This is a genomic window from Pseudonocardia sp. CA-107938, assembly GCF_050936315.1.
Classification (GTDB): Bacteria; Actinomycetota; Actinomycetes; order Mycobacteriales; family Pseudonocardiaceae; genus Pseudonocardia.
On the sequence record NZ_JBNJNA010000001.1, the window covers coordinates 5,821,706 to 5,843,188 of the forward strand.

The 21,483-nt window shown below is 72.6% G+C and carries 22 protein-coding genes and 1 riboswitch; of the genes, 7 read left to right on the forward strand and 15 right to left on the reverse strand.

The window, feature by feature from the left end; all coding sequences use genetic code 11:
• Nucleotides 1-55: 55 nt before the first annotated feature.
• Nucleotides 56-169: riboswitch (SAM riboswitch) on the forward strand.
• A 31-nt stretch (nt 170-200) separates the two neighbouring features.
• The gene (locus ACQEVB_RS28790; protein WP_432977814.1) at nt 201-1,490 is read left to right on the forward strand and encodes an aminotransferase class V-fold PLP-dependent enzyme; all 1,290 of its coding nucleotides are present in this window, start codon (nt 201-203) and stop codon (nt 1,488-1,490) included.
• An 88-nt stretch (nt 1,491-1,578) separates the two neighbouring features.
• Here the strand turns inward: ACQEVB_RS28790 and ACQEVB_RS28795 are convergent, their stop codons facing one another.
• From ACQEVB_RS28795 to ACQEVB_RS28810, 4 genes are all read right to left on the reverse strand, one after another.
• Nucleotides 1,579-2,514: an esterase/lipase family protein gene (locus ACQEVB_RS28795; protein WP_432977817.1), complete on the reverse strand. Its 936-nt coding sequence runs from the start codon at nt 2,512-2,514 to the stop codon at nt 1,579-1,581.
• 65 nt (nt 2,515-2,579) lie between these two features.
• A complete protein-coding gene (locus ACQEVB_RS28800; RefSeq protein ID WP_432977820.1) occupies nt 2,580-3,023 on the reverse strand; it encodes an ATP-binding protein in 444 nt (147 codons plus the stop codon).
• A 78-nt stretch (nt 3,024-3,101) separates the two neighbouring features.
• Nucleotides 3,102-3,980 carry a DUF2268 domain-containing protein gene (locus tag ACQEVB_RS28805; protein ID WP_432977823.1) on the reverse strand — a complete coding sequence of 293 codons (879 nt, stop codon included), beginning with the start codon at nt 3,978-3,980 and terminating at the stop codon, nt 3,102-3,104.
• The gene (locus tag ACQEVB_RS28810; RefSeq protein WP_432977826.1) at nt 3,977-4,915 is read right to left on the reverse strand and encodes an EamA family transporter; all 939 of its coding nucleotides are present in this window, start codon (nt 4,913-4,915) and stop codon (nt 3,977-3,979) included. Before ACQEVB_RS28810 ends, ACQEVB_RS28805 begins: the two co-directional genes overlap by 4 nt.
• A gap of 93 nt (nt 4,916-5,008) precedes the next feature.
• Between ACQEVB_RS28810 and ACQEVB_RS28815 the strand changes: the two genes are divergently transcribed.
• Genes ACQEVB_RS28815 through ACQEVB_RS28825 form a run of 3 tightly spaced genes read left to right on the forward strand, consistent with a single transcriptional unit; the run spans nt 5,009 to nt 7,721 of the window.
• The gene (locus tag ACQEVB_RS28815; protein WP_432977829.1) at nt 5,009-5,923 is read left to right on the forward strand and encodes a LysR family transcriptional regulator; all 915 of its coding nucleotides are present in this window, start codon (nt 5,009-5,011) and stop codon (nt 5,921-5,923) included.
• Nucleotides 5,923-6,624, forward strand: coding sequence for an endonuclease V (locus ACQEVB_RS28820; protein WP_432977832.1), 702 nt, complete (start codon nt 5,923-5,925; stop codon nt 6,622-6,624). The genes ACQEVB_RS28815 and ACQEVB_RS28820 overlap by 1 nt, the downstream gene beginning before the upstream one ends.
• Nucleotides 6,625-6,671: 47 nt before the next feature.
• The gene (locus tag ACQEVB_RS28825) at nt 6,672-7,721 is read left to right on the forward strand and encodes a M48 family metallopeptidase (protein ID WP_432977835.1); all 1,050 of its coding nucleotides are present in this window, start codon (nt 6,672-6,674) and stop codon (nt 7,719-7,721) included.
• Between the two features lie 4 nt (nt 7,722-7,725).
• On the opposite strand, the gene ACQEVB_RS28830 is transcribed toward ACQEVB_RS28825, so the two are convergent.
• Entirely contained in the window at nt 7,726-8,115 is a 390-nt protein-coding gene (locus ACQEVB_RS28830; RefSeq protein WP_432977838.1) for a VOC family protein, read from the reverse strand.
• A gap of 32 nt (nt 8,116-8,147) precedes the next feature.
• Here ACQEVB_RS28830 and ACQEVB_RS28835 point away from each other — a divergent pair, with 32 nt between their 5' ends.
• A complete protein-coding gene (locus ACQEVB_RS28835) occupies nt 8,148-9,467 on the forward strand; it encodes a cytochrome P450 (RefSeq protein WP_432977841.1) in 1,320 nt (439 codons plus the stop codon).
• Here ACQEVB_RS28835 and ACQEVB_RS28840 read toward each other — a convergent pair.
• The 3 genes from ACQEVB_RS28840 to ACQEVB_RS28850 are packed head-to-tail and all read right to left on the reverse strand — an operon-like array spanning nt 9,464 to nt 12,360.
• Nucleotides 9,464-9,802, reverse strand: a complete 339-nt coding sequence (locus ACQEVB_RS28840) for an MmcQ/YjbR family DNA-binding protein (protein WP_432977844.1) — start codon at nt 9,800-9,802, stop codon at nt 9,464-9,466. The genes ACQEVB_RS28835 and ACQEVB_RS28840 overlap by 4 nt on opposite strands.
• A complete protein-coding gene (locus tag ACQEVB_RS28845; RefSeq protein WP_432977847.1) occupies nt 9,799-11,058 on the reverse strand; it encodes a glycosyltransferase 87 family protein in 1,260 nt (419 codons plus the stop codon). Before ACQEVB_RS28845 ends, ACQEVB_RS28840 begins: the two co-directional genes overlap by 4 nt.
• Before the next feature lie 30 nt (nt 11,059-11,088).
• Entirely contained in the window at nt 11,089-12,360 is a 1,272-nt protein-coding gene (locus ACQEVB_RS28850) for an MFS transporter (protein ID WP_432977850.1), read from the reverse strand.
• A gap of 98 nt (nt 12,361-12,458) precedes the next feature.
• On the opposite strand from ACQEVB_RS28850, the gene ACQEVB_RS28855 reads away from it, so the two are divergent.
• On the forward strand, nt 12,459-13,079 hold the full coding sequence (locus tag ACQEVB_RS28855) for a methyltransferase domain-containing protein (RefSeq protein WP_432977853.1): 621 nt from the start codon (nt 12,459-12,461) through the stop codon (nt 13,077-13,079).
• 5 nt (nt 13,080-13,084) lie between these two features.
• Here the strand turns inward: ACQEVB_RS28855 and uvrB are convergent, their stop codons facing one another.
• Nucleotides 13,085-15,280 (reverse strand): excinuclease ABC subunit UvrB, encoded by a 2,196-nt coding sequence (uvrB, locus tag ACQEVB_RS28860; RefSeq protein WP_432977856.1) that lies wholly within the window; start codon nt 15,278-15,280, stop codon nt 13,085-13,087.
• An 82-nt stretch (nt 15,281-15,362) separates the two neighbouring features.
• On the opposite strand from uvrB, the gene ACQEVB_RS28865 reads away from it, so the two are divergent.
• Nucleotides 15,363-15,890, forward strand: coding sequence for a DUF402 domain-containing protein (locus tag ACQEVB_RS28865; RefSeq protein WP_432977859.1), 528 nt, complete (start codon nt 15,363-15,365; stop codon nt 15,888-15,890).
• 2 nt (nt 15,891-15,892) lie between these two features.
• Here the strand turns inward: ACQEVB_RS28865 and ACQEVB_RS28870 are convergent, their stop codons facing one another.
• The 6 genes from ACQEVB_RS28870 to rpsA form a co-directional block, all read right to left on the reverse strand.
• Complete coding sequence (locus ACQEVB_RS28870) at nt 15,893-16,450, reverse strand: hypothetical protein (RefSeq protein WP_432977862.1); 558 nt, start codon at nt 16,448-16,450, stop codon at nt 15,893-15,895.
• A gap of 91 nt (nt 16,451-16,541) precedes the next feature.
• Complete coding sequence (locus ACQEVB_RS28875; protein WP_432977865.1) at nt 16,542-17,129, reverse strand: hypothetical protein; 588 nt, start codon at nt 17,127-17,129, stop codon at nt 16,542-16,544.
• Nucleotides 17,130-17,146: 17 nt separating this feature from the next.
• Entirely contained in the window at nt 17,147-17,767 is a 621-nt protein-coding gene (locus ACQEVB_RS28880; protein ID WP_432977868.1) for an RNA polymerase sigma factor, read from the reverse strand.
• A gap of 102 nt (nt 17,768-17,869) precedes the next feature.
• On the reverse strand, nt 17,870-19,003 hold the full coding sequence (gene coaE, locus ACQEVB_RS28885) for a dephospho-CoA kinase (protein ID WP_432977871.1): 1,134 nt from the start codon (nt 19,001-19,003) through the stop codon (nt 17,870-17,872).
• 33 nt (nt 19,004-19,036) lie between these two features.
• Entirely contained in the window at nt 19,037-19,705 is a 669-nt protein-coding gene (locus tag ACQEVB_RS28890) for a hypothetical protein (protein WP_432977874.1), read from the reverse strand.
• 161 nt (nt 19,706-19,866) lie between these two features.
• On the reverse strand, nt 19,867-21,345 hold the full coding sequence (gene rpsA, locus ACQEVB_RS28895; protein ID WP_432977877.1) for a 30S ribosomal protein S1: 1,479 nt from the start codon (nt 21,343-21,345) through the stop codon (nt 19,867-19,869).
• Nucleotides 21,346-21,483: the final 138 nt, after the last annotated feature.

The window sequence follows — 21,483 nt, forward strand, 5'->3', positions numbered from 1 at the left end:
CGTGGGTCGCCGGGTCGGGCTGAGCCGCCGCACAGGCGTGCTACTGTCCCCGGCAGGTCATGAGTGCCAGCGTCAAGCCCCGGCTTGCTGGCCGGCAACCCTCCTCCGCGGTGGGGTGCTCCGGGTGACGACCAGGCCGCACGCGCCCGCGTGCCGGCAAGCGCGGACCTCTGCTGGGGTCCCCGGCATGGGAGATCGTCATGACTGCCGCCCTCACCCGCCTGCCCGCTGTCCTCGGTAGCGACCTGCAGGTCCCGCTCGTCACCGGCGCCCGCATCGGGTACGCCAACCTCGACGTGGCGGCCAGCGCGCCGGCCTTGGCCGCCGTGGCCGAGCACGTCGCGGAGGTGCTGCCGTTCTCGTCGAGCGTGCACCGCGGTGCCGGCTACGCCTCCCAGGTGTGCACGTCGCTCCTGGAGACGGCCCGCACCACGATCGGCCGCTTCCTCGGCGCCCGGCCCGACGACGCCGTCGTGATCACGCGATCCACCACCGACGCATTGAACCTGCTGGCCACGGCCGTGCCCGGCCCCGTCCTCTGTCTGGACGTGGAGCACCACGCGAACCTCCTCCCGTGGCGCGACGTCCGCCGCGTCACGGCCGCGCCGACGATCGAGCAGACCCTCACCGACCTGGCGACGGCGCTCGCCGACGGTGATCACGCGCTGGTCGCCGTCACCGGCGCCTCCAACGTGACGGGCGAGGCGCTGCCGATCGCCCAGATCGTCGCGCTGGCGCACGCGGCCGGCGCCCGGGTCGTCCTCGACGCTGCGCAGCTCGCCCCGCACCGGCGCGTGGACATCGCCGCGTGGGGCGTCGACTACGTCGCCGTCTCCGGGCACAAGCTCTACGCCCCTTACGGCGCCGGCGCACTGGTCGGACGCCAGGACTGGCTCGACGCCGCCCCGCCGTTCCTCGCCGGCGGCGGCGCCACCCTCGCCGTCGACAGCCGGTCGGTGCGCTGGGCCGCCGGCCCGCAGCGGCACGAGGCCGGCAGCCCCAACGTGCTCGGCGCCGCGGCCTTGGCCCAGGCCTGCCGCACCCTCACCCCCGTGCTGGACGCGGCCGCGCCCGAGCACGAGCGCGCGCTCTCGGCGCAGCTGTCCGCCGGCCTCGCCGCCATCCCCGGCATCGCCGAGCTCTCCATCTGGGCCGACTCGACCGACAAGGTCGGCGTCCACGCGTTCACCGTCGCCGACCGGCCCGCCGGCTACGTCGCCGCCTACCTCTCGGCCGAGCACGGCATCGGCGTGCGCGACGGCAAGTTCTGCGCGCACCCCCTGCTCGACCGGCTCAACCCCGGCTCCGGCGCCGCCCTCCGGGCCAGCTTCGGACTGGGCACGACGCCCGAGCACGTCGACCGCCTGCTGACCGCACTGGATGCGCTGGTGCGCCGCGGCGCCCGCTGGACCTACGCCCCGGTCGACGGCCGCTGGGCGCCCACACCGGACCCGCGCCCGCGCGACCCGTTCGGCGTCGGCGCGCCCTGACCGCCGGGGGCACGCGTCGAGAACGACGTTACGGTGATTTCGAATCGATTCAGTTCACCGCAACGTCGTTCTCGACGAGGATCCCGGGTCAGGCCAGCGGCAGCACGCGGGAGCCGAGGGCCGGCAGCACCGGCTCGCACGGCAACGGCCTGGCGGCGCCCGGGTCGAGCGCGTTGAGGATGATCTGGCCGGTCCGCCGCGAGGTGATGATCGACAGGTGGTCGGAGAGGTCGACCGCGCACCCGTCCTGGACGACGATGTTGGTGGCGCCGTCGAGCCGGCCGCTGGTGTACGGGACGACCAGCTCGTCGTAGCGCGTCATCACCGTCGTGTAGGTGACGCCGTCGACCTTGGGCCCGGCCTCGTGCATCCGCCTCAGGTACGGCGAGCCGGAGATGAACTGCGGGCACGAACCGCACACCACGCCGGCGACGGCCGAGGCCGGCTCGCGCACGCCGAGCGCCTCCGCGAGCTCCTTGGTCGGTAGCGGCGCGGCCAGCGTGCCGTCGTAGAGCGGGGTGACGGCGACGTAGTCGTCGGTCTTCGCCGCCCCGCCGAGGAACTGCAGCCAGTACTGCGGCATCAGCGTGCCCTCGGAGTGCCCGACCAGATCGACCTTCTCGGCACCCGTCGCCTCCAGCACGCGCGACACGAACGCGTCGAGCTCGCGGGCGCTGTCCTCCATCCGGGTCAGGCCGCCGACCTGGTCCTGCGGGTACCTCGCGCCGGGCGGCACGCCGTAGGTCAGAGCGAACACGCAGTAGCCGTTGTTCGCGAGCAGCGGCGACATCGTCCGCCAGTTGGTGGTCTTCGACCCGAGCAGGCCGTGCACCAGGACGACGGGCTCCGGGTGCTCGGCCGAGGGGCGACAGCTCCAGTCGTTCGCGCCGGGCGGGTCGGCGTACGGCGAGGTGGCGGCGTGCACCACCGCCGTCGCGAACCCGTACGGCACGGGGAGCGGCTGCTCCTCCGCTGCTGCCGCGGGCAGTGCGGCGGCGACCACGCCGACCAGCACCGCCGTCACCAGGACAACCCAACGACCGCGCTGTCGTCTCCCCATGGCGGGTCAACGACCGGTCGTACCGCCGGTTACGGCATCTCACCTGCAGGATCGGCCGGAATGTGCTGGCGCAGCAGCACCCGGCTGCCGCGGTCGTCGAAGTGGATCAGCACCGACTCCACCATGGTGTTCATCAGGCCGATGCCGCGCGACGCGTGCGGCGCGGTCTCCGGGACGTGCTGCGCGTCCTGCGGCGGGGGCCGCCACCGGCCGTGGTCGACGACCTCGATGCAGAGCGTGTCGGGTTCGGTCCACAGCGTCAGCTCGACCCGGCCCGACTCGCCCGGCCCGTACGCGTGCTCGACGGCGTTCGACACGGCTTCGTCCACGGCCAGCACCACATCGGCCGTCTCCACCTCGGTCAACCGCAGCGGCGCGAGCCAGTCGGCGAGCTGGTGCCGGATCGTCGAGAGTTGGACGGGATCCGCAGGCCAGCTCCGGTGGACGAACTCCACGTGTCCCGGTGCCTCCATGCGCCCGGTGTTCCCGACATCCCGTGTGCCCAAAACCCCGTTCACCGCACGTGGCAGGCCGTTCGTGGCGTGGCCCGTCTACGCGAGTCCCACGCGGATCACCTCGGCCGACTCGGCCAGCAGGGCCTCGGCCGCCGTCCTGCCCGTGGCTGCCAGGTAGGCGTCGACGAGCCGGTTGCCGGCCGCGTAACCGGCGCCCGTCGGCAACCCGACGGGCGTGCCGCCGTACCGCACGGCCGTCGCGTCGCCGTGCACCCAGGCGGCGAAGTTCTGCATGCCCGTGGTGCCGAGCCCGCTCACGACCTTCGCGAACACGGCGTCGTCCGCGAGCGACGCGACGCCGATGCGGGCACGACCCAGCTCGTCGCCGTAGAGCTGGCGGGCGAACGCGTCGGCCAGCCCCTCGGACACGACCTGCTCCCCCACCGTCACCGTCGCCGGGTTCCAGAAGTCCGGTCGCGTCGTGTAGCGGAGGTTGTGGTTCAGCTCGTGCACCGCCGTGGCCTCGATCCGATCCAGGTTCTCCGGGTACGGCCAGACGTTGATGACGATGTACCCCGAGACGCTGCTGTTGGCCGTCATGCCCAGGTTCGGGCCCATGAGGTGCGCGTCGCCGGGATCGGCCAGGGTCAGCAGCACGACGATGTCCGGCACCACCACGTCCGGCACCGCGGCCCGCTGCACGGCGACGGCCTCGTCGAGCGCCCGGCCGATGCGTTCCCACGCGTCGGCGGCGTGCAGAGCGGCGAGGCCCTCCCGGCACCGCTCCTCGTCGCGGTCGATCGGGAACCCCGAGCTCAACGCGTGCATCTGCACGACGTCGACCTCGCCGGGGAAGTACCGGTACATGCCCTTCGCCGGCTCGAGCATGGCCCGCAGCAACTCCGGCCGATCCGCCTGCGGCGCGTCGAGGATCTCCTGCATCGCCGTGTGCGTGTCGAGGACCGTGATCGTCATGTCCTCGACGTTAGGGGTTGACGCTCCGTCAACGGCAAATCTGGATCGAGCGGCGCCGCCGGCACCGCGCGCGGCGTGCCGAGCAGCACCCCGCCCACGATCACGACGGCCGACACGAGCTCGACGAGCGTCGGCCGCTCCCCCAGCAGCAGCGCCGCCATGGCGATCCCGACCACCGGCACGAGCAGCGAGTACGGGGCGACAACGCCGGCGGGGTGCCGGCGCATGAGGCTCGTCCAGATCCCGCTGCCCACCACCGTGCCGAAGACGACCAGGTAGCCGAACCCCACGAGGCCGGGCAGCGCGGCCACCCCCGTCAAGGCAGCGAACGCGGCCGGACCGGCGCCCGGCCCCTCCACGACGAGCGACAGCGCGAACATCGGGATCGGCGGGATCACCGACATCCAGAGCATGAGGTGCAGCGGGTTCACGCCCGGGCTGCGCAGCGCGACCTTGCTCGACAGGTTGCCAAGGGCCCAGCCCAGCGCGCCGAGCAGCGTCAGCACGACCGGCAGCAGCGCCGCTGCCTGCGCACGGGAGACGGCGATCGCGGCGAGGCCGGCCACGGCCAGCCCGATGCCGGCGGCCTGGCGCGGTCCGATCCGCTCCCGCAGCAGCACCGCGCCGAGCAGCACGGTGAACGGGGCGGACGCCTGCAGCACCAGCGACGCCAGCCCGGTCGGCATGCCGACGTCCATCGCGATGAACAGGAAGATGAACTGCAGCGTCCCGAAGCCGAGTCCGTAGCCCAGCAGCCAGCGCAACGGCACCTGCGGCCGCGGCACGAGCAGGATCGCCGGAACGGCCAGCACGGCGAACCGCAGGGCCCCGAGCAGCAGCGGCGGGAAGAGGTCGAGCGCCTGGTGGATCGCGATGAAGTTGCAGCCCCAGAGGACCGCCACGAAGACGGCGAGGAGACGGTCGCGCATGCTCACGAACCCACCCTCCGTGACGGATACCTGTAAGACCAGCGAATAGAACTGAACCATCTCTTCAGTCACGCTTCACGAACGCCCTACGATGGGATCGTGGACGTCCAGCGGCTCCGGGTGCTGCGGGAACTCGCCGACCGCGGCTCCGTCACCGCCGTCGCCGCGGCGCTGTCGTACACGCCGTCCGCGATCTCGCAGCAGCTGAAGATCCTCGGCACCGAGGTCGGGCTCGTCCTCACCGAACCCGACGGGCGCGGCATCCGGCTCACCGAGGCCGGCCTCGTCCTCGCGGGCGAGGCCGAGCACGTCCTTGCGGCGCTGGCCAGGGCGGACGCCGCGGTGGAACGGCTGCGCACGGAGCCGCACGGCGAGGTGCGGATCGCGCTGTTCCAGTCCGCGGCCCGCATGATGGTGCCCGGCCTGCTCGCCCGGCTCGACGAGGAGCCGGGCCTCCAGCTCGTCGTGCGCGATGTCGACATGGTGCCGGCGCAGGTGCCGGCGCTGGCCGCCGAGTACGACATCGTCGTGAGCCACCGCGACGAGCACACCGACCTGCCGCGGTACGTCACCGAGGGCCGCTGGCAGGTGGAGCCGCTGCTGCGCGAGCCCCTCGACGTGGTGCTGTGCCGGGATCACCCGCTCGCCGGCCGGAGCGGGGTGGCGCTCGTCGAGCTGGCGGACGAGGCGTGGATCGGCGTCCGGGTCGGCTGGCCGGTCGACGACGTGCTGCGCTCGCTGGCCATGCAGACCGGCACCACCCCGCGGGTGGTGCAGCGCCTCAACGACTTCTCGGTGACCGAGGAACTGGTCGCGGCCGGGCGCGGGATCGCGCTGCTTCCGCGCTGGTCCACCGACCTGCGCGGTGGCCGGCTGGTGCACGTGCCGATCACGGGCGTGCGTGCCGCCCGCCTGATCGAGGCGGTGCTGCGGCCGAGCGCCGCGCAGCGCCCCGCCGTCGGCGCGGTGCTGGCCGCGGTCCGCGCCGAGGCAGCCACGATCGCGGCGCGCTGATGCAGCCGGACCGGATCGCGGCCGCTGTCGCGATGCAGGAGCGGCTCGCGCCGCTGGTGCGGCACACCCCGCCCGCGGGATTCGTCCCGCGGATCGCGGCCGGCTGCGACGTCGCCTACAGCGGTGACGGGACCGGCGCCGCCCGGGTGGCCGCGGCCGTGGTGTGCATCGACGTCGAGACCGGGGCCGAGGTCGCGTCGGCGACCGCCACCGGCACCACCGACTTCCCGTACGTGCCGGGGCTCTTCGCGTTCCGCGAGCTGCCGATCCTGCTCGACGCGCTCGGCGCGCTGCGCACCGTCCCGGACCTGCTGGTGGCGGACGGGCACGGCGTCGCCCACCCGCGCCGGTTCGGCCTGGCCAGCCACCTCGGTGTCGCCACGGGCCTGCCGACGATCGGGGTGGCGAAGACCGCCCCCGGCCCGTTCGAGGCGCCGCCGCGCGACCGCGGTGCCGCCACGCCGCTGCTCATGGACGGCGCACAGGTGGGTGCGGTGCTGCGCACCCGCACCGGCGTCAAACCGGTGTTCGTCTCGGTCGGGCACCTCATCGACCTGACGACGGCCTCCGACCTGGTGTTGCGACTGTGCCGCGGAACCCGCCTGCCGGAGACCACCCGGGCCGCCGACCGGCGTTGCCGAACCGTTCTCGACGAACTCGCGACGCAGACCCAACCGCGGTCGTACGGTCCACCGTCATAGCGGTGGAGGGCGACGACCGCTGCCCGAGCCGACCACAGGGGGACCACATGACCGACGGATCCGACTTCGAGATCATCCACGCGCCCCGGGTGCGCTTCCCCGAGATCAGCCCGCGCGCCTACGAGCATCCGGCGGACAAGGGCGCGCTGGCCGGTCTGCGGGCGGTGCCCGGCGTGTCGGAGGTGCTCAAGGCGGCCGCCGGTCTGTTCAGCGAGCGCGGTGAGCGGCTCATGGCGCTGGCGTCGGCGATCCGGGTCGGCGAGCGGCAGTTCCCGACGCTCGACCGGCTCCGACTCGAGTGCGCGGCCACCCTCGACCTGCCCGTGACGCCCAACGTCTACGTCGCCCGCTCCGGCGAGGCGAATGCGTTCGCGATCGGCATGGACCAGCCGTTCATCGTGCTCACCACGGACCTGGTGGAGGCGCTCGACGCCGAGGCCCTGCGGTTCGTCATCGGCCACGAGATGGGGCACATCCTGTCCGGCCACGCGGTGCTGCGCACCCTGCTCATCCGGCTGGTCCAGCTCCAGGCGTCGATGTCACTGGTGCCGATCGGCGCACTGGGACTGCGGGTGGTGATCGCGGCGCTGCGCGAGTGGTTCCGCAAGGCGGAGCTGACCTGCGACCGCGCCGGCCTGCTCTGCGGCCAGGACGCGCAGGCGGCGCTGCGCACCCACGTCTACCTGGCCGGCGGCACCGACCTCAGCGAGATCGACATCCCGTCGTTCCTGCGCCAGGCCGAGGAGTACGAGCAGATCGAGGACATCCGCGACAGCATCCACAAGTTCCGCAACGTCGAGCTCATGACCCACCCGCTTGCCGTCGTGCGGGCCGCGCAGCTGCAGCGCTGGTCGGCCAGCGCGGACTACCGCCGGATCCTCTCCGGCGACTACCCGCGCCGCGGCGATGAGGACCCCGGCTCCACCTTCATGGACGACCTGCGCGGCGCGGCCCGCTCCTACCGCGACAGCGCCACCCAGTCCACCGACCCGCTGCTCAAGGTGCTCAGCGAGGTCGGGGCCGGGGTGAGCGACGCCGCCGGCCGGATCTTCCGCGGCTTCACCGGGGGCGGCCAGCAGGACACCGACAGAGGTTGACGGCTCACTGGAGGCAGAACTCGTTGCCCTCCGGGTCCTGCAGCACGATCCACCACCCCGTCGGCTCGTCCATCTCGCGCAGGATCGTCGCGCCGGCACTGACCAGCTGGTTGGCGTGCCGGCGCACGGCGGCCCGCCGGTCGGTCGCGCCGTGGCCGGAGTTGACGTCGAGGTGCAGCCGGTTCTTCCCGACCTTGTCCTCGGGGACGCGCTGGAACAGCACCCGCGGGCCGACCCCGGACGGGTCCACGATGGCGGTGTACTGCTCCTCGTCGTCGTCGTCGATGTAGCCCGGTCGCGGCGCCTGCTGCACGTAGCCCAGTGCGAACGCCCAGAACGCCGCGAGCCGGCCGGGGTCGTGCGCGTCGACGGTGATCTGCAGCGGAATCGCCATGCCGGCAGTCTGCCGCACTACGGTGGTCCTCGATGGTCGATCAGGCGACGGCGGTGCTGCACGACCCCTCCACCTACGTGTCCGGGGTCCCGTTCGACGTCCTGGAGCGGCTGCGGCGCGGGCCGGGGATCGTCCGCGTCGGCGAACCGGAGCAGGCGGGCTGGCCGGAGGGCACGGGCTACTGGCTGGTCCTGCGCCACGCCGACGTCGTCGACGTGCTGCGCAATCCGACCGCCTTCTCCTCGCACGCCGGCGGCACCCAGATCCGCGATCCCGCGACGCCCGCCGACCTGGCCTACGTGCGCCGGATGATGCTCAACATGGACCCGCCGGAGCACTCCCGGCTGCGGCGGATGCTCGCCCGCTCGTTCACGCCGCGAGCGGTGGCTGCCCTGGAGCGGCGCATCGCCGACCACTGCCGGCGCATCGTCGACCGGATGCTCGCCGGGCCCGCGTCGGTGGACCTCGCCCGCGACGTCGCCGCGGACCTCCCCCTCCTCGTGCTCTCCGACGTGCTCGGCGTGCCGGCGCAGGACCGGTGGCTGCTCTACGACTGGTCCAACCGCGTCATCGGCTGGCAGGACCCGGACTACGCGATCAGCGCGGCGTTCGACGCCTCCAGCGGTACGGACCTGGCGGCGGCCGCCGTCGCGCTGCGGCCGGCGCCCGACCCGGACGGCCGGATGCCGGATCCGCGCAGCCGCGCCGGCATGCCCGACCTGTACGCCTACGCGGCGGCACTGGGCGAGCACAAGCGCAGCCACCCTGGCGACGACGTCATGTCGATCCTCATGGCCCAACGGGACGACGCCGGCGGCCACGTCACGATCGAGGAGTTCGAGAACCTGTTCTGGCTGTTCGCCGTGGCGGGCAACGAGACGCTGCGCAACGGCATCCCGGGCGGGATGGTGGCGCTGCTCGCCCACCCGGACGCCCAACGCGCGCTGCGTGCCGACCCCGGGCGGGTGCCCGACGCGGTGGAGGAGATGCTGCGCTGGTGGACACCGGTGATGGTGTTCCGCCGGACCGCCACCGTCGACACCGAGATCGCCGGGCAGCCGATCGCGGCAGGCGACAAGGTGGTGGTCTCGTTCGCGTCGGCCAACCGCGACGAGACCGTCTTCGACCGGCCTGACGCCTTCGACATCGGCCGCCGGCCCACCGCGCACCTCGCGTTCGGACAGGGCCCGCACTTCTGCCTCGGCGCCCAGCTCGCGCGCCTGCAGATGCGCACCCTGTTCACCGAGCTGCTCACCCGCACCTCGTGGATCGAGGCGGACGGCGAACCGCGCTGGCTGCGCTCCAACTTCCAGCGCGGCGTGAAGCGGTTGCCGGTGCGCTGGACGGCTTAGGGCCGCAGCCGGCGGGGCAGCTTCGCGACGACCGCGTCGTACGAGGCGTCGACCAGCTCGCGCAGCTCGTCGTCGGGCACGGCCCCGTCCAGCGTGATCGAGTTCCAGCCGTAGCGGCCGATGTAGGCGCTCTGCGTGACGCTGCCCGGGTACGCGTCGCGCAGCTCGGCGGCCTCGTCGGCGTCACGCCCGCACTTGAGGCCGACCCCGGTGCCCGAGCCGAGGAACGCGAAGATCTTGCCGCCGACCTTCGCGACCAGGTCGCCCTCCCACGGCTCGTCCGGCTCGGCGCCGGGCTTGGCCAGGCAGTAGGCCACCAGATCCTCGTGCTTCACGCGACCACCCGCGCACGACGCCGCCAGACCAGCCACAGAGCCACGTAGAGCAGCACGGTGAACCACACGTAGGTGCTGCCGACGACCTGCTGCCACGGGGTCCAGGTCAGCTCGACGTCGCCGGACCGGGGCAGGCCGAGCCGGTGCGGCGCGATCACGAACACGGCCGCCATGAGCCCGGTGACCCACCACCAGCCCGTCGACCGCAGGCGGGCCGCCGTCGCTGCGGCCACGAGCAGCGCGGGGGCGATCCACACCCAGTGGTGGGACCACGACGTCGGCGAGACGAGCAGCCCGAACCCGGCCGTCGCCACCATCGCCAGCGGGGCCGGCGCGCGGGCGATCACCGGTGCGGCGAGCGCGAGCAGGGCCAGCGACAGCGCGACCCACACGACGGTGCGTGCGGTGCCGTCGACCCCGGCGCGCACCAGCACGGCCTGGAACGTCTGGTTCGTGAAGAACGGGGAGGCGCTGATCCCGGACACCGGGTTGTCCAGCCAGAACCGCAGCGACGCCGACGGCGCGACGGCGAACGCGAGTCCCGTCGCCAGCGCGCCGGACACCGCGGCGATCGCCGCCGCCCGGTAGTCGCGGCGCAGCAGGAAGTAGAGCACGAACACGGCAGGCGTCAGCTTGATGGCCGCGGCGATCCCGACCAGCACGCCCCGCGGCCACCGCCCCGACCGCGCCATCAGGTCGACCGCGACCAGCGCCATCAGGATCAGGTTGATCTGCCCGAACTCGATCGTCTGCAGGACCGGTTCCAGTGCCAGCGGCGGCAACCCGGGGACGGGGTGGTCGAAGTCGATGTCCTTGCCGGGCTGCACGGCCAACGCGAGCGGCAGCAGCACGGACGTCACCGACACCGCGCCGCCGACCCCGCCGGACGGCCACAGCCGGCGCGCCGTGACGTAGAGGACCGCGCCCAGCGCGAGCGTGGAGAGCGCGAGCAGCAGGATCCAGCTCGCCGGCCACGGCACCACCGCCAGCGGCACCATCACCAGCGCCGCGAACGGCGGGTAGATGAACGGCAGCGCGATGTGGCCGGCCGTCTCCGGCAGCGGGCCGTACATGTCGCCGCCCGCCAGCCAGGCCTGCACCCCGAACCGGTACACCTCGAGGTCGATGTGCCGCCCGCCCGTGTGCACGACGACACCCGCGAGCACGAGCGCGAGCAGCGGGATCGTGACCGGCAGGACCCGCCGCGGATGGCGCAGCACGTCGAGCAGCCGCTGGGAGTGCTCGGTCACCGTCACGTACCTCACGGTATCGTCCAGCGCTCGCGATCAGTCGAGCGGGCGGTGCGCCGTCTCGGGAAGTCGCAGGTAGACGACGAATCCGAGCACCGACAGCAGGACCACGTAGTACAGGAACCACTCCGGGTGGCCGAGGTCCTTGAGCAGGGTCGCGAGGTACGGGGCGGTGCCGCCGAACAGCGCCACCGTCAGCGAGTACGGGAAGCCGATGCCGGACGCCCGCACCTCACCCGGCACGATCTCGGCGTTGAGCGCCGCCGCGATCGACGTGTAGCCGGTCAGCAGCACCATGCCCGCCACCTGCGCGAGCAGCATCCCGGTGAACGACGTCATCGCGGCGAGCAGGGGGATCACCAGCAGCGCGAACCCGCCCGCGAACCCCAGCAGGAGCGGCTTGCGCCCGTACCTGTCCGACAGCATCCCGCCCAGCGGCTGCAGCACCGCGAACACGGCCAGCGCGATCGTGCCGACCACGAGCGTCGTCGCCGGGTCCAGCCCGCCGTTGAGCTGGGCGTACGTCGGCACGTACGTCGTCCAGGTGTAGTAGGTGATCGTGCCGGCGATGGTGACCCCGACGATCAGCAGCGACTGCCGCGGGTAGCGCTGCAGGGCGGCGAACAGCGGTGGCCGGTTCCCGGCCGCGAGCTGCTCCTGCGCGGGATGCGTCTCGTCGGCGGTGCGGCGGATCCAGAAGCCAACGAGCGCGATCACCGCCCCGACCACGAACGGGATCCGCCAGCCCCACGCCGTCATGTCCGGTTTCGCCAGCGTGGACGCCAGGACGGCCGAGAGCCCCGACGCGATCAGCTGCCCGATCGTCGTCGAGACGTACTGGAAGCTGGAGAACAGCCCGCGCCGGCCGGGTGGTGCGGACTCCACCAGGAACGTCGTCGACGCCGCGAACTCGCCGCCGATCGAGAGCCCCTGCACGAGCCGGGCCACGACCAGCAGGATCGGCGACAGCGCCCCGACCTGCGCGTACGTCGGCAGCACCGCCATCAGCAAGCTGCCGCCGCCCATGAGCAGGATCGTGAGGGTGAGGGCGTTGCGCCGGCCCACCCGATCGGCGACCCAGCCCAGCAGCAGACCACCGACGGGCCGCATGAAGAACCCGACGGCGAAGACCGCGAACGCGTTCAGCAACCCCTGCACCGGATCGGCGGTGTTCGGGAAGATCTGCGTCGAGAAGTAGACGGCCAGGAACGTGTAGGCGTACCAGTCGTACCACTCGACGGCGTTGCCGATCGACGCCGCGACGAGCTGCCGCCCCGGCCGCCGCACCCGCACACTCTGCTCCCCCATGCGCGCATCCTGCCTTCCCGGACGGGCACGTGCACGAGGGACACCCCGACGCCACGGCCGGGTCGGCCGTACCCCCAGGATGGGGGCGGAGGTGGGCGATGACGATGGACCGAGGCGCCTGGGAGGACCGCTGGTCGCAGGCCCTGCGCGAGCACGGCGACCGGATCGCGACGATGCCACCCAACGCGATGCTGAGGGGCGTGGCCACGGAGCTGCGGCCCGCTCGGGCGCTCGACGCAGGCTGCGGCCACGGCGCGGAGACGCTCTGGCTCGCGGCGCGCGGCTGGACGGTCACCGCCGTCGACTTCGCCGCGGCCGCGCTGGCGCACGCCCGCTCGACCGCGGAGACCCTCGGCACGGACATCGCTGATCGCGTCGAGTGGGTCGAGGCGGACCTGACCACCTGGACGCCCCGGCCGGAGTACTACGACCTCGTCGCCTGCCTGTACCTGCACGTCGCCGGGTCGGTGCCCGAGACGGTGCAGCGCCTGGCCACGGGCGTGGCCCCTGGTGGGACGCTGCTCCTCGTCGGCCACCGCCCGATCGACCCGGCCACCGGTGCGACCACGCCGGCAGCCGGCCAGGTGCAGGTCTCTGTCGACGAGGCGGTCGCCGCGCTCGACGCCTCCCGGTGGACGTTCGACATCGCCGAGGACCGTCCACGGGCCGCCGCCGGCACCGGTGTGGACGCCGTCATCTGCGCGCGACGACGGCGCTGAGCGGCCTACGACACGCCGGCAGCGTCCATCCCGCGCAGCTCCTTCTTGAGGTCCTGGATCTCGTCGCGCAACCGGGCGGCCAGCTCGAACTGCAGGTCGCGGGCCGCGGTGAGCATCTGGTCGGACAGCTGCTGCACCAGATCGGCCAGCTCGGCGCGCGGCATGTTCTTCGTGTCGCGACCGGCGACGATGCCCGAGCTCGCGGAGGCCCGACCAGGCTCCCCCGCCGCTCGCTTGCCCCGCGACGCGTTGCGGCCCGAGCCGCCCACCGGCACTGTGGTGCCGTCGTCCGCGGCCTCCCGATACACCTGGTCGAGGATGTCGGCGATCTTCTTCCGCAGCGGCTGCGGATCGATGCCCCGCTCCTCGTTGTAGGCGATCTGCTTGGCGCGGCGCCGGTCGGTCTCGTCGATCGCGTACTGCATCGAGTCCGTGATCGAGTCGGCGTACATGTGCACCTCGCCGGACACGTTCCGCGCGGCCCGGCCGATCGTCTGGATCAGCGACGTGCCCGAGCGCAGGAAGCCCTCCTTGTCGGCGTCGAGGATCGCGACGAGCGACACCTCCGGCAGGTCGAGACCCTCGCGGAGCAGGTTGATGCCGACGAGCACGTCGAACTCCCCCAGCCGCAGCTGCCGCAGCAGCTCCACCCTGCGCAGGGTGTCGACCTCCGAGTGCAGGTAGCGCACCCGGATGCCCAGCTCGAGCAGGTAGTCGGTGAGGTCCTCGGCCATCTTCTTCGTGAGGGTGGTGACCAGCACCCGCTCGTCCCGCTCCGAGCGCTCCCGGATCTCGTGGACGAGGTCGTCGATCTGCCCCTTGGTGGACTTCACGACGATCTTCGGGTCGACCAGGCCGGTGGGCCGGATGACCTGCTCCACGAACTCGCCGCCCGTCCGCGACATCTCGTACGGGCCCGGGGTGGCCGACAGGTAGACCGTCTGACCGATCCGGTCGGCGAACTCCTCCCACGTCAACGGCCGGTTGTCGACCGCGGACGGCAGCCGGAACCCGAAGTCGACGAGGTTGCGCTTGCGGGACATGTCGCCCTCGTACATGCCGCCGATCTGGGGCACCGTCTGGTGCGACTCGTCGATCACCAGCAGGAAGTCGTCCGGGAAGTAGTCGAGCAGCGTGGCCGGCGCGGACCCGGGGCCGCGGCCGTCGATGTGGCGCGAGTAGTTCTCGATGCCCGAGCAGAAGCCGACCTGGCGGATCATCTCGATGTCGTACTGGGTGCGCATCCGCAGCCGCTGCGCCTCCAGCAGCTTGCCCTGGCCCTCCAGCTCGGCCAGGCGCTCTTCGAGCTCCGCCTCGATGTCGCGCACCGCCCTGGCCATGCGCTCCGGCCCGGCGACGTAGTGCGTGGCCGGGAAGATCCGCAGCTCGTCGACCTGTCGCAGCACGTCACCGGTGAGCGGGTGCAGGTAGTAGAGAGACTCCACCTCGTCGCCGAAGAACTCGATGCGGATCGCGAGCTCCTCGTACGCCGGGATGATCTCCACGGTGTCGCCGCGGACCCGGAACGTCCCGCGGGTGAACGAGTGGTCGTTGCGCGTGTACTGCACGTCGACCAGCGCCCGCAGCAGCGCGTCGCGCTCCACCGTGTCGCCGACCTTCACCTGGACCGACCGGTCGAGGTAGGACTGCGGGGTGCCCAGGCCGTAGATGCACGACACCGACGCCACCACGACCACGTCGCGGCGCGACAGCAGGTTGTGGGTGGCGGAGTGGCGCAGCCGCTCCACGTCCTCGTTGATCGAGGAGTCCTTCTCGATGTACGTGTCGGTCTGCGCGATGTACGCCTCGGGCTGGTAGTAGTCGTAGTACGAGACGAAGTACTCGACCGCGTTGTTCGGCAGCATCTCGCGCAGCTCGTTGGCCAGCTGCGCGGCGAGCGTCTTGTTGGGCGCCATCACCAGCGTGGGCCGCTGGAGCCGTTCGATGAGCCAGGCCGTGGTGGCCGACTTGCCCGTGCCGGTGGCACCGAGCAGCACGACGTCCTGCTCGCCGGCCCGGATCCGCCGCTCCAGCTCGTCGATGGCAGCAGGCTGGTCACCGGCCGGCTCGTACGGGCTGACCACCTCGAAACGGCCGCCCTGGCGCGGGATGTCCCCCACCGGCCGGTGCTCGGAGTGCGCCAGCGGCACGTCCTCCATCGGGACGGCAGCGCTGCCCGGAACCTCGGTCGCGAATGCCACTGTCCTTACCCGCCCGTCTGCTTTCGACTTCCCACACCGTCGAGATCCAGGGTACGAGCCCGCCCCGACAGTTTCTGACACCATGGCCCCGGTGCATCCGCCGAAGATCTCGACCTTCGACGTGCCCGGCATGGTCAACATCGACACCAAGGGGTGCGTCCGGCCGGTCGAGGTCTACACCGAGACCTCCTTCGGCCTGTACATGAGCCGCCCCATCGTCGACCGGCCCACCGCGCACTGGCTCGAGACGTGGCTGCTGCCCGACCTGGGGATCGCGGTGAGCGACTGGTGGTGGAACCCCGGCCACGAGCGCGACCAGGACTTCTACCTCGACATCGCCACGATCACCCGCGACGGTGCACGCTGGGTGCTCGTCGACCACTACCTCGACATCGTCGTTCAGCACCGCCGGTCGACGCAGGTGGTCGACGTGGACGAGTTCACCGCCGCGGTGGCCGCCGGCCTGCTCGCCCCGGCCTCGGCCGAGTCCGCGCTGCACGCGACCCTGCGGGCGGTGCGCGGTCTCGCCGCGCACGGCAACGACCTCGACGCGTGGCTGGCGGAGCTCGACGTGCACCTGCAGTGGCGGAAGGGCGGCCGAACCGCCTGACGTCAGTTGCCGAACAGTCCGAGACCCGCCGGCTTCGCCTTCGCCTTCGGGGGCGGGTCCTGCTTGCCCTCGGTGTCGTCGCCGCCGTCAGCAGGCGGCGCGACGGCGGCCGGCTTCGGCTTCGCGGTGACCTTGGGCTGCACCGGCGTGGGCTTGGGCTTCGGCTTGGGCTTCACGGTGACCTTCGGCTTCACCACCACCGTCGGGCGGGACGCTGCGGCGCTGGTCGGCGGCACCTGGGCCGCCCGCTCCCGCTCCCCCAGCGACGGTCCCGGCACCGGCGCCGGGGCGGACAGCAACCCGGCCGGCGGCGGGGACGCCACGAGATCGGCGACCTCGGGTGCCCGTGGTGTGCTGGCCTGTGCGACGGCGGTGATGCCGCCCAGGCTGCCGACGGTGAACACCGCCGCGGCCGCCGCGGTGGTGGCGCGCGTGGTGGTGCCGGCCCGCCGGATCACGCTGTCGACGGCGGGCACTGCGACGGATGCGGCGAGCTCGTCGTCCATGCGCCGGAACTCACTGGTGAGCCTCCGGCGGGTGCGTGCCTCGTCGTCCAACACGGCCCGAACCTCTTCCTCGCCCCCGACGGGTGAACGTGACCGGCCGAAACGCGCCGGTCACCCACCCATCATACGGACACGGCGTGACGACTCATGTGCTCGGCGTCGCCGACTTCGTCTCCCCGGGATTGCCGGCCGCGGTCGTCGTCGCCGGCGGGTCGGTCGGCTTGGTCGTCGTGGGCGGCTCGGTCGTCGGCTTCGGGTCCTTGGTGGGCTTCGGCGGCTTCGGCTTCGGCGGCTTCGTCGGGTCCGGGTTGCCCTCGGAGTTGTCGTCGTTGTTGTTGTCATCGGCGACGGGGGGCTGCTCCGCGGCGGGTGCCGACGTCGCTGCCGGCGGCGGCTGCACCACGCGACCCTGAGGACGCGGCGCCGGTCCGGGCACGTGCGTCGCCTGCGGCGCGTTGCTCGTCTCCGTGATGGCGGGCTCGGTGCTCGTCGCGGCGGGCGGCGGCTGCTGCGCCGCCACGCCCGGAGCGGACAGCCCCGCGGCCTCGGTTCCGGACGGCCCCGCCTGCGCGACGGCCGTGATGCCACCCAGCGCGCCCACCGTCAGCACCGCCGCCGCAGCAGCGGTGCTCGCCCGGTTGGCGGTGCCGGCGCGGCGGATCACGGCGTCGACCGCTGGCAGGGTCACTGCCGCGGCGAGCTCGTCGTCCATCCGCCGGAACTCGTCGGTCACGCGCGTGAGCGTGTCGGTCACCGGTATTCCCCCTCGTCCCGCTGCGCGTCCTGCGCACCGGCCAGCACTGCGGGCAGCTCGTCGGCCAGCCCCTCGACGACCACGTGCCGGGCGGCACCCAGCCGGGACTCGACGATCTCGGCCGCGACCTGCTCGACCGCGGCGATCTCCTCCACGGAGACCCCTGCCATGTGGTAAAGCACCACCGCGCGGCGCTCGGCCGGCTTGAGCCGCCCCAACGCCTGCAGCAGCACGTGTGTCCGCGGATCGACCCCGTCGGCGACGCCGCGCCGGCGGCCGAGACCGATCGCACCGAGCATCCGGCGCCAGCTCCGCATCGTCGAGCGCACCGCGACGCTGCGCACCCACGCAGCCGGGTCGGGCTCGCGGCCGATCTTCGCCCAGTTGCGCCAGGCGCGGGAGTAGGCGTCCTGAACGGCCTCGTGCGCCTCGCCCGGGTCCAGGGTGATCGCGTAGAGCTGCGCGACGAGCCGCTGGTAGTTGGCTTCGAGGTGGGCGCCGAAGTCGATGCGCAGCTGGGCGGCCGCGCCCGACGGCGCGTCCTGGTCGATCTGCGCGGCCTCGTACTCGGCGTCCTCGATGTCGGCCTCGTCCCACTGGTCGACGATCGCGCTCACCTTCTCGCCCCTCATCACGGCTGACGTGTGCTCACTCCTGGGTGATCCCTCTGCGCCCTCATCGGTCACGAACCGTGGTCCGTTACCGACAAATGCGTCCGATCAGTGCAACGACGGTGCCCACCCGGAGGATGCGGCCCAGTCCTCGGCTCGTGGGGAAACAGCCGCCCACCAGGCACGTTCCGCCGTCGCGTACGCAGCGTCATCGCCTGCTCGCACTGTCCGCTCCGCCAGCTGCGACTGCGCCTCCGGGTCGGCGCGCAACCAGTCCCTGGAGAGCAGCGCGGCGCGCCACTCCTCCGATCCCACGGCGTTGACCTGCAGGTTCGCCGGCCGCCCGGGGTCGGCGGAGCGGAAGAGGTGGGCGCGCACCGCGTCGGCGACGAAGCCGGCCGGCCGCAGCGCATCACGCAGAGTGTCCGGGTCGACGTCCGCGTCGACGGCGAGCTGGAGCTCCACGACGTCGGGCGCGGGGAGTCCCGGCACGGCGGTCGGACCGATGTGATCGACGCCTCGTCCGGTCCCTCCGGCGGCGGCCGCGACCCGGGCCACCAGCCGGGCGCCGGCGCCGGCCCAGCCGGGATCGCTCGGCACGACCGGGTGCGGCCCGTCCCGCTCCACGCGGTCGCGCCGCAGGTCCGCCTCGAACGGCACCAGGCGCTCCGCCCACAACCGGTCGACGGCCGCGGCGACGTCGTCGGGGCTGCCGCCGTTGTCCAGCCACACGTCCGCGACGGCCCGCCGCGCGTCGTCCGTGGCCTGGGCGGCGATCCGCGAACGGGCGTCCGCCGCGTCCATGCCACGCTGCTCGACCAGCCGCGCCACCCGCACCTCCGCGTCGGCGTGCACGACCACGACCAGCGCGAACCGCGCCGCCATGCCGCCCTCCACCAGCAATGGCACGTCCTGCACGACGACCGCGTCCGGTGCGGCGGCCGCGACCATGGCGGTCGATCGCTCCCGCACCCGCGGGTGGACGATCGCGTTCAGCCGGGCTCGCGCCTCCGCGTCACCGAAGACGACCGCGCCGAGCGCCGGCCGGTCCAGCTCCCCGTCCGGTCCGACGACGCCGGCACCGAACTGGGCGACGACCTCGGCGAACCCGTCCGTCCCCGCGGCCACGACCTCCCTGGCCAGCACGTCCGCGTCGACGAGCACGGCGCCGCGGGCGACGAGCCGGCGCGCGACCGTCGACTTGCCGGACCCGATACCGCCGGTCAGCCCCACGTGCAGCACGCCGCCACCCTACGGATGGCCGGATCGCGGTGATCAGCCGCCCGTGGCCACGGGCGTCGGGGCGGCGCCGGGTGCTCCCACGGGGGAGCCGACCGCAGCGGCGGGGTCGATCTTCAGCGCGCGCTGGGCGAGGTCGGTCACGAGGTTCTCGCGTGCCCGCCCCTTCGGCACGGCCCGGTCGGGCAGTTGGACGGCGAGCGTCTTCGGCCCGTCGACGACCGTGAGCAGCAGCTCGCCGCGCCGCACGAACAGCACGCCGGTCGCCGTGCCGACCGTGATGTCGTGGCGATCCCCGTTCTCCAGGCCCGCGTTGAGCTGCCACTGCTGGCGCGCCGCCTCCGGGGTCGCGTACGTGGCGGCGCGCACCGTGAACAGCGGCCGCCCCTTCTCCGCCGTGTACGTGCAGTCCAGCTTCTCCGTGCGCCCGACGGCGGGGGCCGGCACGCCGCGCACGGTCCGCACGTCGGTCTGGGCCGGGTCGAGGCCCAGCACACCAGCGACGTCGGCCGGCGCGATCAGGGCGGCGCAGGGATCGAGCGGCGCCCGAGCCGGATCCGACGTCGGCACGGTCGCCGCGAACGTCGGCAGCCCGACGGACGGGCTCGCCCCGGCGCCGCTGCAGCCGGCCAGCACCCCGGCGACGAGCGCGGCCATGAGGATCGGGGCGACCGGCCGACCGGTGTGACGCCTGGCATGCCCCATGCCCCACACGTTAGGGGGTAACCGCCGTCGCTTCGCGCGGCGCGCCCGAATCGACACCCACCGCGACCCGTACGGCTGGAGCGGACCCGAGAAAACGCCGGCGGCCCCGGCGACCGAGTGGTCGCCGGGGCCGCCGGAGTGCTAGCCGGGAACTACCGGGCTCACGCCCCGCCGGACAGCTTCTCACGCAGAGCCGCGAGCTGCTCGTCGCTGGCGAGCGAACCGCCCGACTCGGCCGGGCCGCTGCTGCTGGCACCGGAGGAGTAGCTGGTGCCCGCACCGCCGGCCTCGGGAGCCTCGGCCTCGATCTCCGCGGCCTTCTTGAGCTGCGTGATGTGCTGCTCGTAGCGCTCGTGGGCCTCGGCGTACTGCCGCTCCCACTCCTCGCGCTGGCTCTCGAAGCCCTCCTGCCACTCGCCGGTCTCGACGTCGAAGCCCTCGGGGTAGATGTAGTTGCCCTGGTCGTCGTACTCGGCGGCCATGCCGTAGCGGGTGGGGTCGAACTCCGTCTCCGGGGTCATGCCCTCGTTGGCCTGCTTCAGCGACAGCGAGATGCGGCGCCGGTCGAGGTCGATGTCGATGACCTTGACCATGGCGTCGTCGCCGACCTGGACGACCTGCTCCGGGATCTCGACGTGGCGCTCGGCCAGCTCCGAGATGTGGACCAGGCCCTCGATGCCGTCCTCCACGCGGACGAACGCACCGAACGGCACCAGCTTCGTGACCTTGCCCGGCACGATCTGGCCGATCGCGTGGGTGCGGGCGTACAGGCGCCACGGGTCTTCCTGCGTCGCCTTCAGCGACAGGGAGACGCGCTCGCGGTCGAGGTCGACGTCGAGGACCTCGACGGTGACCTCCTGGCCCACCTCGACGACCTCGGACGGGTGGTCGATGTGCTTCCAGGACAGCTCCGAGACGTGCACCAGACCGTCGACCCCACCGAGGTCGACGAACGCACCGAAGTTGACCACCGAGGAGACGACACCCTTGCGCACCTGGCCGCGGGCGAGCTGGTTGAGGAACTCGCTGCGGACCTCGGACTGCGTCTGCTCCAGCCACGCCCGGCGCGACAGCACCACGTTGTTGCGGTTCTTGTCGAGCTCGATGATCTTGGCCTCGATCTTGCGACCCACGTACGGCTGCAGGTCGCGCACGCGGCGCATCTCGACCAGCGACGCCGGCAGGAAGCCGCGCAGACCGATGTCGAGGATCAGGCCGCCCTTGACGACCTCGATGACCGTGCCCTCGACGGGCTCGTCGGCCTCCTTGAGGGCCTCGATCGTGCCCCAGGCGCGCTCGTACTGCGCGCGCTTCTTGGACAGGATCAGGCGGCCTTCCTTGTCCTCCTTCTGGAGGACCAGGGCCTCGACGTGCTCCCCGACCTCGACGACCTCCGCGGGGTCGACATCGTGCTTGATCGAGAGTTCCCGCGAGGGGATGACGCCCTCGGTCTTGTAGCCGATGTCGAGCAGGACCTCGTCACGGTCGACCTTGACGATGGTGCCCTCGACGATGTCGCCATCGTTGAAGTACTTGATCGTCTGGTCGATGGCGGCGAGGAAGTCCTCCTCCGACCCGATGTCGTTGACGGCGACCTGCGGCGTGGAGCTGGTCGGGGCGGCGGTGGTGTCGGTGGACATGTAGTGGGGTGCTCCGGTAATGGATGGATTGGTGGTGCTGGCGTGGTGCGGGGTGTCTCGTGACGTGGTGCTGTCACCCTTGCTCGTGATGGTGAGACGCTGTGGTCGGCGACCGCAGGACGATTCCGCGACATTGAC

Excerpts from the sequence above, each read along its gene's own strand:
- ACQEVB_RS28790 (WP_432977814.1), top strand. The coding sequence starts at position 201 with ATGACTGCCGCCCTCACCCGCCTGCCCGCTGTCCTCGGTAGCGACCTG.
- ACQEVB_RS28800 (WP_432977820.1), bottom strand. The coding sequence starts at position 3,023 with ATGGAGGCACCGGGACACGTGGAGTTCGTCCACCGGAGCTGGCCTGCG.
- ACQEVB_RS28805 (WP_432977823.1), bottom strand. The coding sequence starts at position 3,980 with ATGACGATCACGGTCCTCGACACGCACACGGCGATGCAGGAGATCCTC.
- ACQEVB_RS28820 (WP_432977832.1), top strand. The coding sequence starts at position 5,923 with ATGCAGCCGGACCGGATCGCGGCCGCTGTCGCGATGCAGGAGCGGCTC.
- ACQEVB_RS28825 (WP_432977835.1), top strand. The coding sequence starts at position 6,672 with ATGACCGACGGATCCGACTTCGAGATCATCCACGCGCCCCGGGTGCGC.
- ACQEVB_RS28830 (WP_432977838.1), bottom strand. The coding sequence starts at position 8,115 with ATGGCGATTCCGCTGCAGATCACCGTCGACGCGCACGACCCCGGCCGG.
- ACQEVB_RS28835 (WP_432977841.1), top strand. The coding sequence starts at position 8,148 with ATGGTCGATCAGGCGACGGCGGTGCTGCACGACCCCTCCACCTACGTG.
- ACQEVB_RS28850 (WP_432977850.1), bottom strand. The coding sequence starts at position 12,360 with ATGGGGGAGCAGAGTGTGCGGGTGCGGCGGCCGGGGCGGCAGCTCGTC.
- ACQEVB_RS28855 (WP_432977853.1), top strand. The coding sequence starts at position 12,459 with ATGACGATGGACCGAGGCGCCTGGGAGGACCGCTGGTCGCAGGCCCTG.
- ACQEVB_RS28865 (WP_432977859.1), top strand. The coding sequence starts at position 15,363 with ATGGCCCCGGTGCATCCGCCGAAGATCTCGACCTTCGACGTGCCCGGC.
- ACQEVB_RS28890 (WP_432977874.1), bottom strand. The coding sequence starts at position 19,705 with ATGGGGCATGCCAGGCGTCACACCGGTCGGCCGGTCGCCCCGATCCTC.
- rpsA (WP_432977877.1), bottom strand. The coding sequence starts at position 21,345 with ATGTCCACCGACACCACCGCCGCCCCGACCAGCTCCACGCCGCAGGTC.